The organism is Enterobacter sp. AG326, assembly GCF_004362415.1.
GTDB classification, from domain to species: Bacteria; Pseudomonadota; Gammaproteobacteria; order Enterobacterales; family Enterobacteriaceae; genus Enterobacter; species Enterobacter asburiae.
The window spans coordinates 195,387-211,669 of the sequence record NZ_SNXG01000002.1 but is presented as its reverse complement, the minus strand read 5'-3'; the positions used below and the strand labels follow the sequence as shown (position 1 = coordinate 211,669).

Here is a 16,283-nt window from a genome sequence, read left to right as displayed (position 1 = left end):
TGTATCCTTTAATTAATCGACGTTCAGCGCGTCATTGACCAGATCTTGTTGCTGCTTCTGGTGAACGGACATATACCCTACCGCCGGAGAGGCGGAGGCCGGGCGACCTGCATAGCGCAGGGCTGACCCAAATGGAATCACTTCACGGAAATGATGCTGGCTGCAGTACCATGCGCCCTGGTTAAGCGGCTCTTCCTGGCACCAGACAAAATCATGTACGTGAGCATATTGTTTCAGCACTTCCTGCATCGCCTGATGCGGGAACGGATAAAGCTGTTCGATACGCACGATGGCGACATCTTTCTGATCGTTCTTGCGGCGCTGTTCCAGCAGGTCGTAATAAACCTTACCAGAACACATCACCACGCGCTTCACGCCCTGCGGATCCAGCTCGTCAATTTCACCGATGGCTGGCAGGAAGGTTCCGTTCGCCAGTTCTTCCAGGCTCGACACCGCCAGCGGGTGACGCAGCAGGGATTTCGGCGACATCACCACCAGCGGACGGCGCATACCGCGCAGCGCCTGGCGACGCAGCATGTGGTAGACCTGAGCCGGGGTGGACGGTACGCACACCTGCATGTTCTGCTCGGCGCAAAGCTGCAGATAACGTTCCAGACGCGCGGAGGAGTGCTCCGGCCCCTGACCTTCATAACCGTGCGGCAGCAGCATCACCAGGCCACACATGCGGCCCCACTTCTGCTCGCCGGAGGAGATGAACTGGTCGATCACCACCTGCGCACCGTTGGCGAAGTCACCGAACTGCGCTTCCCAGATGGTCAGGGTGCGCGGTTCAGCGGTGGCGTAACCGTATTCGAAGGCCAGAACCGCTTCTTCAGACAGCACGGAGTCCCAGACCTTGAACTGGCCCTGACCGTTGTGCACGTGCTGCAGCGGGGTATAGGTTGAACCGTTGGACTGGTTGTGAACAACCGCGTGACGGTGGAAGAAGGTCCCACGACCCGCATCTTCACCGGACAGACGAACAGGAATGCCTTCGTCAACCAGCGTTGCGTAAGCCAGCGTTTCCGCGCCGCCCCAGTCGAACAGCTTCTCGCCTGCCGCCATGGACTGACGGTCAGCGTAGATTTTCTGCACGCGAGACTGCATCTCGATAGCGTCCGGTACGGTGCTGATGCGTTTAGCCAGCTCCTGCAGGCGCTTCATCTCGACCTTGTTCGGGTAGCTCTCATCCCACTCGTGGTTGAGGTACGGCGACCAGGTAAAAGAGTGCATGTTCATCGGGCGCAGCTCTTTGACCACGCATTCACCCGCATCCAGCGCGTCGCGGTAGAGGTTGACCATTTCGGTCGCATCTTCCAGCGTCGTCACTTTGTCGCTCTCCAGCTTGTCAGCATAGATTTTGCGCGGGGTCGGGTGTTTTTTGATTTTCTGGTACATCAACGGCTGGGTTGCACTTGGCTCGTCCGCTTCGTTGTGGCCGTGACGGCGGTAGCAGAAGAGGTCAATGAACACATCGCGTTTAAAGGTATTACGGAAATCCAGCGCCAGACGGGTAACGAAAGCAACGGCTTCCGGGTCATCCGCGTTAACGTGGAAGATTGGCGCCTGCACCATCTTACCGATGTCGGTGCAGTACGGGGTAGAACGCGCGTCAAGCGGGTTAGAGGTGGTAAAGCCCACCTGGTTGTTGATCACGATGCGAACGGTACCGCCCACTTCGTAACCACGCGCTTTCGACATGTTCAGGGTTTCCTGAACCACGCCCTGCCCTGTTACCGCCGCATCGCCGTGGATGGTAATTGGCAGAACTTTATTGCTGCTCGGCTCGTCCAGACGATCCAGACGCGCACGCACGGAACCGATAACCACCGGGCTAACGATTTCCAGGTGTGACGGGTTAAACGCCAGCGCCAGGTGAACCAGACCGCCTTCGGTTTCGATATCCGACGAGAAACCCATGTGGTACTTCACGTCACCGGTGCCGAGGTGTTCTTTATGTTTGCCCGCGAATTCGTCGAACAGGTCCTGAGGTTTTTTACCCAGCACGTTGACCAGCACGTTCAGACGACCACGGTGCGCCATGCCCAGTACCACTTCTCGGGTGCCGCTCTTGCCTGCGTGACGAATCAGCTCTTTCAGCATCGGCACCAGCGCGTCGCCGCCTTCCAGCGAGAAGCGTTTTGCGCCCGGGAATTTCGCGCCCAGATAGCGCTCAAGCCCTTCCGCTGCGGTCAGTTCGTTCAGGAAGCGTTTTTTCTCGTCAGCCGAGAAGGTCGCGTGGCCCGCTACGGATTCGATGCGCTGCTGGATCCAGCGTTTCTCTTCGGTAGAGGTAATGTGCATGTATTCCGCGCCGATGGAGCCGCAGTAGGTTTGCTTGAGCGCGTCAATCAGATCGCCCAGCTTCATCGTGTCTTTGCCGATGGCAAAGGAACCTACGTTAAAGCTTTCCTGGAAATCGGCCTCGGTCAGATCGTGATATGCCGGATCGAGATCGGCCACACGGTCTTGTTTCCACAGTCCCAGCGGATCGAGATTCGCATGCTGGTGACCGCGGAAGCGATAAGCGTTGATAAGCTGCAGGACTTTAACCTGCTTCGCATTGGTGTCAGGGTCGGAAATCGCAGAAGAGTAACGTGAGGCATCCTTCGCCAGACGACGGAAATAATCACGTGTTTTGGAATGGAATTGATCCGGTTTGACCCCTGTGCCAGGCAACTGCTGGAACATGGAACGCCAGTTTGCGTCCACTGAGTCAGGATCGGTTAAGAAGTCTTCATAGAGCTGTTCAATCCAGCTCTGGTTCGCACCAGAAAGGAAAGAAGAGTCCAGCCAGGCTTTCATTGCGCCGTTCTGCATCGTGATCCCTTAAGCATTTTTATGCTTACTTTCGCCGTAGAAACTACCACGCACACCACGTGTACGTGCCGGGGTTCACCTGCGAGCTCTTTGTGGCCCGCGAAGGAACCTTTAGAAACTGTCTAGACTTCAGGGCAGTTTTTAAAGGTTTCTGCACTCTGTTCCCTCTCCCTTAGGGAGAGGGTTAGGGTGAGGGGAACAGCGCTCCCCTCTCACTACTTACGCACTGCGCTGCAGCAGCATCGACTTAATATGGCCGATGGCGCGCGTCGGGTTCAGCCCCTTCGGACACACACTGACGCAGTTCATGATGCTATGGCAGCGGAATACGCTGAAAGCGTCACTCAGTCCTTCCAGACGGCTGTCGGTTTCGGTGTCGCGGCTATCGATCAGGAAGCGATAGGCAGCCAGCAGACCGGCCGGGCCGATAAACTTGTCCGGGTTCCACCAGAACGACGGGCAGGACGTTGAACAGCATGCGCAGAGAATACACTCGTACAACCCATCGAGTTTTTCACGCTGCTCAGGAGACTGTAAGTGCTCGCGAGCGGGTGGATTTTGCCCATTATTCAATAAGTAAGGCTTAATCTTCTCATATTGTGCATAGAATTGCCCCATGTCTACCACCAAATCACGCACGACCGGCAGGCCTGGCAGAGGACGGATAACAATTTTCTGACCAGGACGCTGCAGCGCTGAAATTGGCGTGATGCAGGCCAGGCCATTTTTGCCGTTCATGTTCACACCGTCAGAGCCACAAACCCCTTCACGACAGGAGCGGCGGAACGACAGCGTAGGATCTTTTTCTTTCAGCTGGATTAAGGCATCCAGCAGCATCATGTCGCGACCTTCTTCCGCTTCCAGGGTGTAGTCCTGCATACGCGGAGCGTCATCAACATCCGGGTTATAACGATAAACTGAGAATTCGAGTTTCATTATCCTGTCTCCGCATTAGTAAGTACGAATCTTCGGCGGGAACGCCGGACGCAGTTTCGGTTCCATATTGACGCTACGACGCGTCATGGATTCCGACTCTGGCAGATACAGGGAATGGCACAGCCAGTTTTCGTCATCACGATCCGGGAAGTCGAAGCGGCTATGCGCGCCACGGCTTTCGGTACGGAAGTTTGCCGACATCGCCGTCGCGAACGCGGTTTCCATCAGGTTATCCAGCTCCAGGCACTCAACGCGCTGGGTGTTGAACTCGCTGGAAGTGTCGTCCAGACGGGCATTTTTCAGACGCTCGCGGATCGCTTTCAGCTGCTCAAGACCTTTGGCCATCGCGTCGCCTTCGCGGAATACCGAGAAGTTGTGCTGCATACATTCCTGCAGCGCTTTACGGATTTCCACCGGATCTTCGCCGTTGCGGTTACCGTTCCAGCGGTTGAGGCGCTCAAGTGAGGCATCAATTTCGTCGTCGGTCGCGTCACGCAGCGCGCCCTGCTCGGCAATGGATTCCTGCAGATGCAGACCCACTGCACGACCAAACACCACCAGGTCCAGCAGGGAGTTGCCGCCCAGACGGTTTGCACCGTGTACGGATACGCAGGCAATTTCGCCTACCGCGAACAGGCCAGGAATAACCACGTCTTCGCCCTGCTCGTTCACGGTCAGCGCCTGACCGGTCACTTTGGTCGGAATACCGCCCATCATGTAGTGGCAGGTTGGGATAACCGGAATCGGCTCTTTCACCGGGTCGACGTGTGCGAAGGTGCGGGACAGTTCCAGGATGCCCGGCAGACGGGACTCCAGAACGTCTTTACCCAGGTGGTCGAGCTTCAGCTTCGCGTGTGGACCCCATGGGCCGTCACAGCCGCGGCCTTCACGGATTTCGATCATGATGGAACGCGCCACCACGTCACGACCCGCCAGGTCTTTCGCATTCGGGGCATAACGCTCCATGAAGCGCTCGCCGTGTTTGTTCAGCAGGTAGCCACCTTCACCTCGGCAGCCTTCTGTTACCAGAACGCCCGCGCCGGCGATACCGGTTGGGTGGAACTGCCACATCTCCATATCCTGCACCGGCACGCCAGCGCGGATAGCCATACCGACACCGTCACCGGTGTTGATGTGGGCGTTGGTGGTGGACTGATAGATACGGCCTGCGCCGCCGGTAGCCAGCACGGTAGCGCGAGCTTTGAAGTAAACCACTTCACCTGTTTCGATACACAGCGCGGTACAGCCGACGACTGCGCCATCGGCGTTTTTCACCAGATCCAGCGCGTACCACTCGGAGAAGATGGTGGTGTGGTTTTTCAGGTTCTGCTGGTACAGGGTGTGCAGCAGCGCGTGACCGGTACGGTCAGCCGCCGCCGCGGTGCGTGCCGCCTGCTCGCCGCCGAAGTTTTTCGACTGGCCGCCAAACGGACGCTGATAGATAGTGCCATTTTCCAGACGGGAGAACGGCAGACCCATGTGGTCCAGCTCCAGAATCGCTTCCGGGCCGGTTTTACACATATATTCGATGGCATCCTGGTCGCCGATGTAGTCGGAACCTTTTACCGTGTCGTACATGTGCCATTCCCAGTTATCTTCATGGGAGTTACCCAGCGCAACGGTGATACCGCCCTGCGCAGACACAGTGTGGGAACGGGTCGGGAAAACTTTAGAGAGCAGCGCACAGGTCTGGCCGCTCTGGGAAATTTGCAGTGCGGCACGCATACCTGCGCCACCGGCACCAATTACAACAGCATCAAATTCTCTGACTGGCAGTTTCATTACACACCCCACACCACAACGAATCCATAAATAACGTAAACCACCAGTGCAACAACAATGGCCAGCTGCAGTGGGAGGCGAATCGCCAGCGGTTTAACGTAATCGGTCAACACCTGCCACATGCCAATCCACGCATGAATAAGGATGGAGAACAGAGCCAGCAGGGTGAACACTTTGGTGAAGGCGGATCCGAAGAACCCACTCCAGATTTCCCACGTCAGCGTGCCGCTGGTCGCGAAGAAACCGATCATATAGATGATGTAAAGAGTGAGAACGATGGCGGTAGCACGGACCAGAATGAAGTCATGTACGCCGTTGCGTCCTAATGCGGAGGCGTTGCTTACCATACGAGAACTCCTGCGAGAAGTGAGAGCACGACTGTAATCACAAATGAAATGTTAGCGGAGCGTTTCCCGGCTTCGAAAGTCTCTTCCAGGTAGCCAAAGTCCATCAGCATATGGCGAACACCCACGACGACGTGGTACGCCAGCGCGGTCAGAATGCCCCACATGATGAATTTCACGAAGAAGCTGTTCATGATGGCAGAGGCCTGGAGGAATCCTTCAGGGGAAGAGAGGCTGGTGCCCAGTAACCACAGTAAAATACCGACCGCCACAAACGTAATCACACCAGAAACACGGTGCAGAATGGACGCTATTGCTGTTACAGGGAACCGGATCGTTTTGAGATCCAGATTGACAGGTCTTTGTTTTTTCACATTTCTTATCATGAATAACGCCCACATGCTGTTCTTATTGTTTCCTTCCTCCGGACTGCGATGCGGGTCAAGCAGCGTTCCTTTTCTATAACTGCGCGTCATGCAAAACACTGCTTCCAGATGCTTAAACGACACGTTACAACGCTGGGTGGCTCGGGATTGCAGGGTGTTCCGGAGACCTGGCGGCAGTATAGGCCGTTCACAAAATCATTACAATTAACCTACATACAGTTTGTCGGGTTTTCTCTGGAACAGTGATCAGGGTCACGATAACAACATCTTTTTAATTTTTAATCATCTGATTTGACAAATGTTAAACAATATTGTTACAAACGTCATCAGAAAAGGCATATAATGCGCAAAAGTTATGAGGTCTCTCTTTCACCTGACAAATAGTTATGTAACAGTGTGATGGTATTGACCGAAGTTATCAGGACAGTTATTAGTGATATACAGGTTTGAATAATTCGGACTGCAAAAACGCTGATTTGCTGTTGTTTCACTGATATTTCATTCGTTTACCTGCAAGGCGCCATAGCTCTGTACCCTGGTTTGTCCTCGTGAGCTGAGCGGTAAGCCAAATAACAATCTGGTAACGGTGATTAACAGCTGAAAGCAAATCCGGTAAAGCGCAGTCTTAAGCATAAGGCGCTAAGGAGACCGTAAATGGCTGATACAAAGGCAACGCTCACCCTAAATGGTGACACTGCTATTGAACTGGATGTGCTAAAAGGCACGCTCGGTCAGGATGTTATTGATATCCGTACGCTGGGTTCTAAAGGTGTATTCACCTTTGACCCTGGATTTACCTCTACCGCATCTTGCGAATCCAAAATCACCTACATTGACGGTGACGAAGGTATCCTGCTCCATCGCGGCTTCCCCATCGATCAGTTAGCCACCGAATCCAACTATCTGGAAGTGTGCTACATCCTGCTGAACGGCGAAAAACCGACGCAGGCGCAGTACGATGAATTCAAAACCACCGTGACCCGTCACACCATGATCCATGAGCAGATTACCCGTCTGTTCCATGCGTTCCGTCGTGACTCTCACCCGATGGCGGTGATGTGCGGGATTACCGGTGCGCTGGCGGCGTTCTACCACGACTCCCTTGACGTGAATAATCCGCGCCACCGTGATATCGCGGCGTTCCGCCTGCTGTCCAAAATGCCTACCATGGCGGCGATGTGCTACAAATACTCTATCGGCCAGCCGTTTGTGTATCCGCGCAACGACCTCTCCTACGCGGGTAACTTCCTGCGCATGATGTTCTCCACGCCGTGCGAAGAGTACGAAGTGAACCCGGTGCTGGAACGCGCGATGGACCGTATTCTGATCCTGCACGCTGACCACGAACAGAACGCCTCTACCTCTACCGTCCGTACCGCGGGCTCTTCAGGCGCGAACCCGTTCGCCTGTATCGCTGCGGGCATCGCCTCCCTGTGGGGACCGGCGCACGGCGGCGCGAACGAAGCGGCACTGAAGATGCTGGAAGAGATCAGCACCGTTGAGCACATTCCTGAGTTCGTGCGTCGCGCGAAAGACAAGAATGACTCCTTCCGCCTGATGGGCTTCGGTCACCGTGTTTACAAAAACTACGACCCGCGCGCTACCGTCATGCGTGAGACCTGCCACGAAGTGCTGAAAGAGCTGGGTACCAAAGATGATCTGCTGGAAGTGGCGATGGAGCTGGAACACATCGCGCTGAACGACCCGTACTTCATCGAGAAGAAACTCTACCCGAACGTCGATTTCTACTCTGGCATTATTCTGAAAGCGATGGGCATTCCGTCTTCCATGTTCACCGTGATCTTCGCTATGGCCCGTACCGTAGGCTGGATTGCGCACTGGAACGAAATGCACAGCGAAGGCATGAAAATCGCCCGTCCTCGTCAGCTGTATACCGGCTACGAGCAGCGTGATTTTAAGTCTGATATTAAGCGCTAACAGGATGGGTGCGGCCTGATGCCCTCACCCCGCCCCTCTCCCACAGGGAGAGGGAGAAAACCTTAAAAACGGTAACCCATGGGTTACCGTTTTACTTTTATTGCTGGCAGTGCGGGCACCAGTAAAAAGGTCTGGAAGAGAGCATAATCCTGTCGATAATCCCGCCGCACCGCTCGCACTTCTTCCCCGCCCGATGAAACACCTTGAACCGGAACAGCGCCCCGTGATGCGTGTTCTCATCCACCACGCCGCGCGTGTTGTACGACAGCCGCGGAATATCCAGCAGCGCGTGGGATAGCGCCTCCAGCTGTTCATCATTCAGCTGAGACGCTTTATGCTGCGCCGCCAGCCCGACTTCCCAGAGGATCTCTACCCGCAGGTAGTTACCCAGCCCGGCCAGAAAGGCCTGGTCGAGGAACAGACCGGAAAACTGTCGGTTACGGAATTTAGGTGATAACAGCCGGGCCTTCACGTCGCTCGCCGTCAGGCGCATGTCCAGCACGTCCGGCCCGACCCGCTGTAGAAACGGGTGCGTCAGCAGCTGCTCCGGCGTTAACATTTCGATATCCGACGCGCTGTAGAGCAGGATCGCTTTATCCGCCGTTTGCAGCCTGACGCGCAGCACGCGGGTGGTTTGCGGCTGCTCGTCCGCCTCCACCACGCGCCAGACGCCGTAAAGCTGGTTATGGCTATATAACGTCAGGTTATGGGAAAAGTGCGTGAGCAAGGCCTTGCCGCGCGTTTCAATATGGGTCACCGTCTGCCCCACCAGCTGTGATTCAAACGGTTTTAGCTGAGGAAAAGCAAACCAGACATCCGTCAGAGGTTTGCCCTTTATCGCCGCCTCCAGGCTATCCGCCGCGCGGCGGATCTCCGGACCTTCAGGCATTTTTGTGTCCTTATCGTCATTATTCGGCGCTGACGAGGATACCCTCTTCAGAAAACGCTGCCCGCAAGCGGCGCGCGAACTGGAGCGCATGCTCGCCGTCGCCGTGTAAACACACCGTATCGGCCTGCACGTTCGCCAATGTTCCGTCCACGGCGGTCACCCGCCCGGCGCGCACCATCTCAAGCGTCTGCGCCAGCGCTTTAGCTTCATCGGTAATCAGCGCCCCGGCCTGCGAACGCGGTACAAGACTACCATCGGGCTGATAGCCGCGGTCGGCAAACACTTCCTGGCGGGTGGTCAGGCCCAGCCGTTCTCCGGCACGAATCAGCTCGCTGCCCGCAAGGCCTACCAGAATCAGCTGCGGATTACAGTCCCGCACCGCGCGGGCAATCGCCTCTGCCAGCGCCGGATCTTTCGCTGCCTGGTTGTAGAGCATTCCGTGCGGCTTCACGTGGCACATCACGCCGTTCTGGGCGCGCACCATCGCCTCCAGCGCGCCGATCTGGTAGAGCACCTGCGCGTAGACCGTCTCAGGCGGCAGATCCATCGCCGTGCGGCCAAAGTTTTCCCGGTCGGGGAAGCTCGGATGAGCGCCTATCGCGACGCCGTTTTTAATGGCATTACGTACGCTCTCCAGCATGGTTTGCGCATCGCCCGCGTGAAAGCCGCAGGCGATGTTGACCGAGGTGACCAGCGTCATCAGCGCCTCATCGGCGCTGCAGCCCTCCCCCAGATCGGCGTTCAAATCAATCTTTACCATCAAGCCTCCACGCCAGCTGCTCCAGATAACGCTGCTGATCCTGCCGCGCCTTAAGCGCCTCCTCCAGCGAACACTGCACGAAGTGAATCGGCTGGCCGAGGGGAATTTGCGCCAGATGGTAGCGATCCGCTTCAATGATGCAGGCAATGCGCGGATAGCCGCCGGTAGTTTGCGCATCGTTCATTAATACGATGGGCTGACCGTTTCCCGGCACCTGAATAACCCCCGGCAATAAACCGTGGGAGAGCAGCTCCCGGTCCGTCGTGCGGGTCAGCGGCTGCCCCTGAAGGCGGTAGCCCATGCGGTTACTCTGCGGGCTGATCTTCCACGGCGCACGCCAGAAGGACTCTTTAGACGCCTCGTCAAACTCATGATATTCCGGCCCCGGTAAGGCGCGGATCTGGTTTCCCCACAGCAGCTGTTTTACGCCCTGCGTGGTCGAGAAATGGCGCGCGGAGGGTTTGATTGCCAGCCGATCGCCGTCGCGCAACAAACGCCCTTCATGCCCGCCGATGCCCGCCTTCTGATCGGTACTGGATGAGCCCAGCACCTCCGGCACGTCAATGCCGCCAGCCACCGCGAGATAGCTACGCACGCCGTGCAGCGGACGTTTGAGCGTCAGGCGCTGCCCGGCTTTCGCCCGCAGCCGCCAGCCGGTCCACACCGCTTTGCCATCCAGCGTCGCCTCACACCCTGCGCCGGTTAAGGCAAACCAGGTTTCCTGACCAAACTCAATTACACACTGACCCAGCGTAATTTCTAGCGCCGCCGTGCTGCCTGGGTTGCCCACAAGCAGGTTGGCAATCTCCAGCGAAGGACGGTCAAGCGCACCGCAGTAGCTCACGCCCGACTGACGCAGACCAAAGCGGCCGGCATCCTGTACGGAGGTGTAAAGCCCGGCGCGAATAAGCGTTAACATACCCCCTCCTTCTGCGGGATAAAGCGAAGGGTATCCCCGGGACGCAGGAGTATTGGCGTCTCCAGCCCGGGTTCAAATAACGGTGTAGCGGTATGCCCAATAAGCTGCCAGCCGCCAGGCGATGTCAGCGGATAAACGCCGGTCTGCTCGCCGCCGATAGCCACCGTACCCGCCGGCACGCTCACGCGCGGCTCGGCACGGCGTGGCGTATGCAGCCGGGGAGATAATCCGCCCAGATACGGGAATCCGGGCTGAAACCCCAGGAACCAGACCACGTAGTCAATCGAGCTGTGCAGCTCAACAACCTGCTTTTCTGTTAATCCGCAGTGGTCTGCCACCACGCCAAGATCCGGCCCACCCGTACCGCCATAAACAACCGGGATCTGAATGGCGCGCGACTCCGGTTCCAGCGCCTCGCTCTCTTCCCACCAGCGTTGCAAACGTTCAATAGCATCCAGCGCCAGGGTATGCGGGCTACGCAGCACGACGGTTATGTTATTCATACCCGGAATGGTCTCAACCACTTCAGGCATGTCGGCCAGACGCTGGGTCAGCCGCCAGATACGCTTTTGCGTGGCAAGCGTCACCGGTGGTTCAAGCTCCAGAACCACTGCGGTTTCACCCAGAAGATAACAACGCGCTCGCTGCACTTAACTACCTCTCGTCAGGCTGGGTTAGGGATATCAATAAAGGTCACATCCAGATCGGTATTTTCCGTCAGCCACTCGCTGAGGGCGCGAATGCCGCCGCGCTCGGTGGCGTGATGGCCAGCCGCGTAAAAATGCAGCCCCTGTTCACGCGCCGAATGAATGGTTTGCTCGGAAACCTCGCCGGTGATAAAAGCATCGACGCCGAAACGCGCGGCGCTGTCGATAAAGCCCTGACCGCCACCGGTACACCATGCGACACGCTTAACCGTATCCGGACCGGTATCACCGCTCCACAGCGGACGACGGCCCAGGCGCGCTTCAATCCACGATGCCAGCTCCAGTCCAGGAACCGGCATCGCCAGCTCGCCCCACGGCACCAGAGGCTCAATTTCACCCATCACGGTAATCCCCAGTAGCTGCGCCAGCTGGACGTTGTTGCCGAGATCCGGGTGCGCATCCAGCGGCAGGTGGTAACCGTACAGGTTGATGTCATTTGCCAGCAGCGTTTTCAGGCGATTGCGCTTCATCCCGCGAATAATCGGCGATTCGTTTTTCCAGAAGTAACCGTGATGGACAATCACCGCGTCGGCGTCCTGACGAACAGCCTCGTCCAGCAGTGCCTGGCTTGCCGTCACGCCGGTGATAATTTTTTGCACCGTCTCACGACCTTCGACCTGGAGCCCGTTCGGGCCGTAATCGCTGAAAGAGGTACTGTTCAGTTTTTCGTTAATCAGGCTTTCCAGTTCGCTATTTTTCATCATCACTCTCTTTTGCTTTGCGGGCAGCTTCGTACGCCGCCAGCGTGGCGACACGCGCCTGTTTATGGTCGACAATCGGACGAGGGTAATCCAGCTTTACACGCTGTTTATCCGCCCATGCCCACGGTTCGTGGATCGCTTTAGCAGGTATAGCGTTAAGTTCAGGAACCCAGCGGCGGATAAACTCGCCGTCCGCATCAAATTTTTGTCCCTGCGTGGTCGGATTGAAAATCCGGAAATAAGGCGCGGCATCGGTGCCGGTAGAGGCCGCCCACTGCCAGCCGCCGTTATTCGCCGCGAGATCGCCATCGATCAGCTGAGAGATAAAATAGCGCTCTCCGATACGCCAGTCGATAAGCAGATCCTTCACCAGAAAGCTGGCGGTAATCATCCGCAGGCGGTTGTGCATCCACCCCGTCTCATTAAGCTGACGCATGGCGGCATCGACTATCGGATAGCCCGTCTGCCCGCTTTGCCAGGCTTTCAGCTGCTTATCATTCGATTGCCACTTTACATTATCGGTCCAGCCAATGAAGGGCCGATGCTTACACAAACCAGGATGAAAGGTCATCAGATGGCGGTAGAACTCGCGCCAGATAAGTTCATTCAGCCAGACGGACCCTGCGCCGCCCTCCAGCGCCTGCGGCTGCTCCGCCAGCAGACGATGTAAACACTGGCGCGGTGAGATCGCGCCCAGCGCCAGACAGGCCGACAGGCGGCTGGTGCCCTCGATGGCGGGAAAATCCCGACGCGCGTCGTAATAGCCCGCGTCCTGCTTGCAGAACTGGCGCAGTTGGGCGATGGCCGTTTTCTCGTCGGCGGGGAACAGCGTTTCATCAAACGGCTGCTGAGGGTAATCAAACGTCAGCTCAGGCAGCTCTTTTATGGCTTCGCCTCGCACGGCAGGCGCGGCAACGCACTCCGGCAGCGCCTCTTTCAGACGTTTGATAAAAGCATTTTTGAACGGCGTAAAAACTTTATACATCTCGTGGCTGCCGGTCATCACGCTGCCCGGTGCCAGCATCACGCTGTCATCAAACCCTTCGCAGACCACCCCTTCCAGCATCTTCTCCAGCTGACGGTCGCGCTGCTGCTCGTTGAATTCGTACTGATAGTTGTAAAAAAGACGCGTGATGTTGTGCTGCTTACAGATCTCCTGCACCGTCTGCAGCTGTGCGGCAAAATCACCTACCTCTTTATAGAGAAGCGGTATGCCTTTTCCGGCGAGCGAGTGCTGCAGGTCGGTCAGATACGCACGCAGCAAGGCCGCCTGGCGGGGAGCCATATCGTGCTGCCGCCACTGCTCGGGCGTGGCCATAAACAGAGCCAGTACGTTAGCGTCTTTGTCGCGACAGGCCGCCGCGAGTGCGATGTTGTCATGTACGCGCAGGTCCGCGCGAAACCAAACCAGATGGGTGGGCATAAAACTCCAGGCTATTGTCCATTATGTCCATAAGGGCATGCCGTAAAAGGAAAAAGCATGCATTGAACTACTTTGCCATGAAGTGTAGACGGGATGAAATAAAAAAGGCCGCCAGGGCGGCCTTACAGAGTGCTAACAAAGTGCTTGATGTGCGTTTCGCCCGGCGGCGCTACGCTTGCACGGGCCTACAATGAAACATGCAAAACTTGATATCTTTGCACTGTGTAGGCCGGGTAAGCGCAGCGTCACCCGGCAAGAAAGAGGGCTAAATATATGCCTGTAACCTCTGACGAAGGCCTGAAGCCACCCAACGGAGCGCGAATCCCGAGGGACAAAAAAACCGCCAACGTAATGTGGCGGTTTTTTTATTGCTATGTGTAGTCTTCGTATCAGTAGAAATCGCAGGTCGCTTTCTCGGCCTGATCCATCCACACCGGCTTCTCGCTGGTTTTCGCCCAGACGCGGTGCAGATAGCTGTAAAAACGTGCACGATCTTTCCAGAACAGCATCACCGGCAGAGCCAGCACGCCAGCCACTACGGCGAAAGCGCGGCGCAAGAACACGATATGAGCCGGATACTCTTTATAAAGATCCATATTTTTCTCCCCTATAGTTGGCCGGAAACGTCATCCGGAAAATTCAAAATCTGTGACCTGGCTAAAATAATATCGCTTTGTTTGTAATTTTACTACTCATCCGACCACTTATTTTTGCCCATTTAGTGAATATTTACATTCTCTCCGTAATTAAGTTACAAAAAAGTTAACGATTTACTTATCAATAGTTAAATTGTGGGCTTTGCCATTTTTATACTTTTTTTACACCCGCCCTCCCCATTTTTGCGAAATCTTTGCGCCGGAAATCCTACCGTTAGTACAACAACGAAAGTCACCCGGAGGTGGATTGTGAGTGCAGGTCTTATTGCCGGCATCGTGCTGGTGTTCCTGTTATTGGGTTATCTGGTCTATGCCCTGATAAATGCGGAGGCCTTCTGATGGCTGCTCAGGCGTTTCTGCTTATTGCCAGCTTCTTAGTGGTACTGTTCATTCTGGCAAGGCCACTGGGATCGGGACTGGCACGATTAATCAACAACGTCCCCCTGCCCGGCACGGGAAGCGTTGAAAAAGGGATCTGGCGCGTACTGGGAATAGACGATCGGGAGATGAGCTGGCGTCAGTATCTGATCGCCATTTTGCTGCTGAATATCGTTGGGCTCATTGCGCTTTTTGCGATGCTGATGCTGCAGGGCATCCTGCCGCTGAATCCGCAACAGTTACCGGGCCTGTCCTGGCATCTTGCGCTGAACACGGCGGTGAGCTTTGTCACTAACACCAACTGGCAGTCCTACGCCGGTGAAACCACGCTGAGCTATTTCAGCCAGATGGTCGGGTTAACCGTGCAAAACTTCCTCTCGGCCGCCAGCGGTATCGCGGTGATCTTCGCGCTGACGCGTGCGTTTGCGCGTCAGAAAATCAATACCCTGGGTAACGCGTGGGTGGATCTGACGCGCATTACGCTGTGGATCCTTCTGCCAATTGCGCTGCTGATCGCGCTGTTCTTTATCCAGCAGGGCACCCTGCAAAACCTGATGCCTTACGCGCCTTATACCTCGCTGGAAGGCGCAAAACAGCTCCTGCCGATGGGGCCAGTGGCGTCACAGGAAGCCATCAAAATGCTCGGGACGAACGGGGGTGGCTTCTTCAACGCCAACTCGTCGCATCCGTTTGAAAACCCTACCGCATTGACCAATTTTGTGCAGATGCTGGCGATTTTCCTGATCCCCGCCGCGCTCTGCTTTGCCTTTGGTGATGTGGTCAACGATCGCCGTCAGGGCCGCACCCTGCTCTGGACGATGTCGCTTATCTTTGTGGTCTGCGTGGCGCTGGTGATGTGGGCTGAATGGAACGGCAACAGCCATTTCATGCAGCTGGGGGCCAACAGCAATATCAACATGGAAGGTAAAGAGAGCCGCTTTGGCATTCTCGCCAGCAGCCTGTATGCGGTGGTCACCACGGCGGCCTCGTGCGGGGCGGTCAACGCCATGCACGATTCCTTTACGGCGCTGGGTGGCATGATCCCGATGTGGCTGATGCAGATTGGCGAAGTCGTCTTTGGCGGCGTGGGTTCGGGTCTTTACGGCATGCTGTTGTTCGTGCTGCTGGCGGTGTTTATTGCCGGTTTGATGATTGGCCGCACCCCGGAATACCTCGGTAAAAAAATCGACGTTCGCGAGATGAAATTAACCGCGCTGGCGATTCTGGTCACCCCTGCGCTTGTGCTGCTCGGCACCGCGCTGGCCCTGATGACCGAGGCCGGACGCAGCGGCATCTTTAACCCCGGCATTCACGGTTTTAGCGAAGTGCTGTATGCCGTCTCCTCTGCCGCCAACAACAACGGCAGCGCCTTTGCGGGCCTAAGCGCCAACTCACCGTTCTGGAACTGCCTGCTGGCGTTCTGCATGTTCGTGGGTCGCTTCGGGATCATTGTGCCGGTGTTAGCGATTGCCGGATCGCTGGTGAATAAAAAAATCCAACCGACCACCACCGGGACATTACCGACCCACGGCGCGCTGTTTATCGGCCTGCTGACGGGTACCGTGTTACTGGTCGGCGCCCTGACCTTTATCCCCGCCCTCGCGTTAGGCCCGGTCGCGGAATACCTCTCTTTACGCTGATTTT

At 56.4% G+C, this 16,283-nt stretch carries 15 protein-coding genes; 3 read left to right on the top strand and 12 right to left on the bottom strand.

Annotated features, from left to right (window positions below; translation table 11 throughout):
* Nucleotides 1-12: 12 nt before the first annotated feature.
* The 5 genes from sucA to sdhC all read right to left on the bottom strand — a co-directional run bounded on the left by sucA (nucleotide 13) and on the right by sdhC (nucleotide 6,283).
* The gene (gene sucA, locus DFO52_RS07975) at nucleotides 13-2,820 is read right to left on the bottom strand and encodes a 2-oxoglutarate dehydrogenase E1 component (RefSeq protein ID WP_029741595.1); all 2,808 of its coding nucleotides are present in this window, start codon (nucleotides 2,818-2,820) and stop codon (nucleotides 13-15) included.
* A gap of 219 nt (nucleotides 2,821-3,039) precedes the next feature.
* Complete coding sequence (gene sdhB, locus DFO52_RS07970) at nucleotides 3,040-3,756, bottom strand: succinate dehydrogenase iron-sulfur subunit SdhB (RefSeq protein WP_008501090.1); 717 nt, start codon at nucleotides 3,754-3,756, stop codon at nucleotides 3,040-3,042.
* Between the two features lie 15 nt (nucleotides 3,757-3,771).
* Nucleotides 3,772-5,538 (bottom strand): succinate dehydrogenase flavoprotein subunit, encoded by a 1,767-nt coding sequence (sdhA, locus tag DFO52_RS07965; RefSeq protein WP_133550017.1) that lies wholly within the window; start codon nucleotides 5,536-5,538, stop codon nucleotides 3,772-3,774.
* Nucleotides 5,538-5,885, bottom strand: coding sequence for a succinate dehydrogenase membrane anchor subunit (gene sdhD / locus DFO52_RS07960; RefSeq protein WP_008501088.1), 348 nt, complete (start codon nucleotides 5,883-5,885; stop codon nucleotides 5,538-5,540). The genes sdhA and sdhD overlap by 1 nt, the downstream gene beginning before the upstream one ends.
* On the bottom strand, nucleotides 5,879-6,283 hold the full coding sequence (gene sdhC, locus DFO52_RS07955; RefSeq protein WP_020684965.1) for a succinate dehydrogenase cytochrome b556 subunit: 405 nt from the start codon (nucleotides 6,281-6,283) through the stop codon (nucleotides 5,879-5,881). Before sdhC ends, sdhD begins: the two co-directional genes overlap by 7 nt.
* A 639-nt stretch (nucleotides 6,284-6,922) precedes the next feature.
* Between sdhC and DFO52_RS07950 the strand changes: the two genes are divergently transcribed.
* Nucleotides 6,923-8,206, top strand: a complete 1,284-nt coding sequence (locus tag DFO52_RS07950; RefSeq protein WP_023334930.1) for a citrate synthase — start codon at nucleotides 6,923-6,925, stop codon at nucleotides 8,204-8,206.
* 97 nt (nucleotides 8,207-8,303) lie between these two features.
* Here DFO52_RS07950 and nei read toward each other — a convergent pair whose 3' ends face one another.
* From nei to DFO52_RS07915, 7 genes are all read right to left on the bottom strand, one after another.
* Nucleotides 8,304-9,095: an endonuclease VIII gene (gene nei / locus DFO52_RS07945; RefSeq protein WP_029741594.1), complete on the bottom strand. Its 792-nt coding sequence runs from the start codon at nucleotides 9,093-9,095 to the stop codon at nucleotides 8,304-8,306.
* A gap of 19 nt (nucleotides 9,096-9,114) precedes the next feature.
* Nucleotides 9,115-9,855 (bottom strand): 5-oxoprolinase subunit PxpA, encoded by a 741-nt coding sequence (gene pxpA, locus DFO52_RS07940; protein WP_047648379.1) that lies wholly within the window; start codon nucleotides 9,853-9,855, stop codon nucleotides 9,115-9,117.
* On the bottom strand, nucleotides 9,842-10,774 hold the full coding sequence (gene pxpC, locus DFO52_RS07935; RefSeq protein ID WP_047648380.1) for a 5-oxoprolinase subunit PxpC: 933 nt from the start codon (nucleotides 10,772-10,774) through the stop codon (nucleotides 9,842-9,844). The genes pxpA and pxpC overlap by 14 nt, the downstream gene beginning before the upstream one ends.
* A complete protein-coding gene (pxpB, locus tag DFO52_RS07930) occupies nucleotides 10,768-11,424 on the bottom strand; it encodes a 5-oxoprolinase subunit PxpB (RefSeq protein WP_029741173.1) in 657 nt (218 codons plus the stop codon). Before pxpB ends, pxpC begins: the two co-directional genes overlap by 7 nt.
* A gap of 14 nt (nucleotides 11,425-11,438) precedes the next feature.
* Nucleotides 11,439-12,182 carry a type 2 GTP cyclohydrolase I gene (locus DFO52_RS07925; protein WP_133550400.1) on the bottom strand — a complete coding sequence of 248 codons (744 nt, stop codon included), beginning with the start codon at nucleotides 12,180-12,182 and terminating at the stop codon, nucleotides 11,439-11,441.
* Complete coding sequence (gene phrB, locus DFO52_RS07920; protein WP_133550015.1) at nucleotides 12,172-13,605, bottom strand: deoxyribodipyrimidine photo-lyase; 1,434 nt, start codon at nucleotides 13,603-13,605, stop codon at nucleotides 12,172-12,174. The genes DFO52_RS07925 and phrB overlap by 11 nt, the downstream gene beginning before the upstream one ends.
* 389 nt (nucleotides 13,606-13,994) lie before the next feature.
* On the bottom strand, nucleotides 13,995-14,201 hold the full coding sequence (locus tag DFO52_RS07915) for a YbfA family protein (RefSeq protein ID WP_023310781.1): 207 nt from the start codon (nucleotides 14,199-14,201) through the stop codon (nucleotides 13,995-13,997).
* Between the two features lie 309 nt (nucleotides 14,202-14,510).
* On the opposite strand from DFO52_RS07915, the gene kdpF reads away from it, so the two are divergent.
* Together kdpF and kdpA are read left to right on the top strand one after the other, a co-directional pair.
* On the top strand, nucleotides 14,511-14,600 hold the full coding sequence (kdpF, locus tag DFO52_RS07910) for a K(+)-transporting ATPase subunit F (protein WP_014069365.1): 90 nt from the start codon (nucleotides 14,511-14,513) through the stop codon (nucleotides 14,598-14,600).
* Nucleotides 14,600-16,279, top strand: a complete 1,680-nt coding sequence (kdpA, locus tag DFO52_RS07905) for a potassium-transporting ATPase subunit KdpA (RefSeq protein ID WP_029741176.1) — start codon at nucleotides 14,600-14,602, stop codon at nucleotides 16,277-16,279. The genes kdpF and kdpA overlap by 1 nt, the downstream gene beginning before the upstream one ends.
* The last annotated feature ends 4 nt before the right edge of the window (nucleotides 16,280-16,283 follow it).

Excerpts from the sequence above, each read along its gene's own strand:
- sucA (WP_029741595.1), bottom strand. The coding sequence starts at position 2,820 with ATGCAGAACGGCGCAATGAAAGCCTGGCTGGACTCTTCTTTCCTTTCT.
- sdhB (WP_008501090.1), bottom strand. The coding sequence starts at position 3,756 with ATGAAACTCGAATTCTCAGTTTATCGTTATAACCCGGATGTTGATGAC.
- sdhA (WP_133550017.1), bottom strand. The coding sequence starts at position 5,538 with ATGAAACTGCCAGTCAGAGAATTTGATGCTGTTGTAATTGGTGCCGGT.
- sdhD (WP_008501088.1), bottom strand. The coding sequence starts at position 5,885 with ATGGTAAGCAACGCCTCCGCATTAGGACGCAACGGCGTACATGACTTC.
- sdhC (WP_020684965.1), bottom strand. The coding sequence starts at position 6,283 with ATGTGGGCGTTATTCATGATAAGAAATGTGAAAAAACAAAGACCTGTC.
- DFO52_RS07950 (WP_023334930.1), top strand. The coding sequence starts at position 6,923 with ATGGCTGATACAAAGGCAACGCTCACCCTAAATGGTGACACTGCTATT.
- nei (WP_029741594.1), bottom strand. The coding sequence starts at position 9,095 with ATGCCTGAAGGTCCGGAGATCCGCCGCGCGGCGGATAGCCTGGAGGCG.
- pxpA (WP_047648379.1), bottom strand. The coding sequence starts at position 9,855 with ATGGTAAAGATTGATTTGAACGCCGATCTGGGGGAGGGCTGCAGCGCC.
- pxpC (WP_047648380.1), bottom strand. The coding sequence starts at position 10,774 with ATGTTAACGCTTATTCGCGCCGGGCTTTACACCTCCGTACAGGATGCC.
- DFO52_RS07925 (WP_133550400.1), bottom strand. The coding sequence starts at position 12,182 with ATGAAAAATAGCGAACTGGAAAGCCTGATTAACGAAAAACTGAACAGT.
- phrB (WP_133550015.1), bottom strand. The coding sequence starts at position 13,605 with ATGCCCACCCATCTGGTTTGGTTTCGCGCGGACCTGCGCGTACATGAC.
- DFO52_RS07915 (WP_023310781.1), bottom strand. The coding sequence starts at position 14,201 with ATGGATCTTTATAAAGAGTATCCGGCTCATATCGTGTTCTTGCGCCGC.
- kdpA (WP_029741176.1), top strand. The coding sequence starts at position 14,600 with ATGGCTGCTCAGGCGTTTCTGCTTATTGCCAGCTTCTTAGTGGTACTG.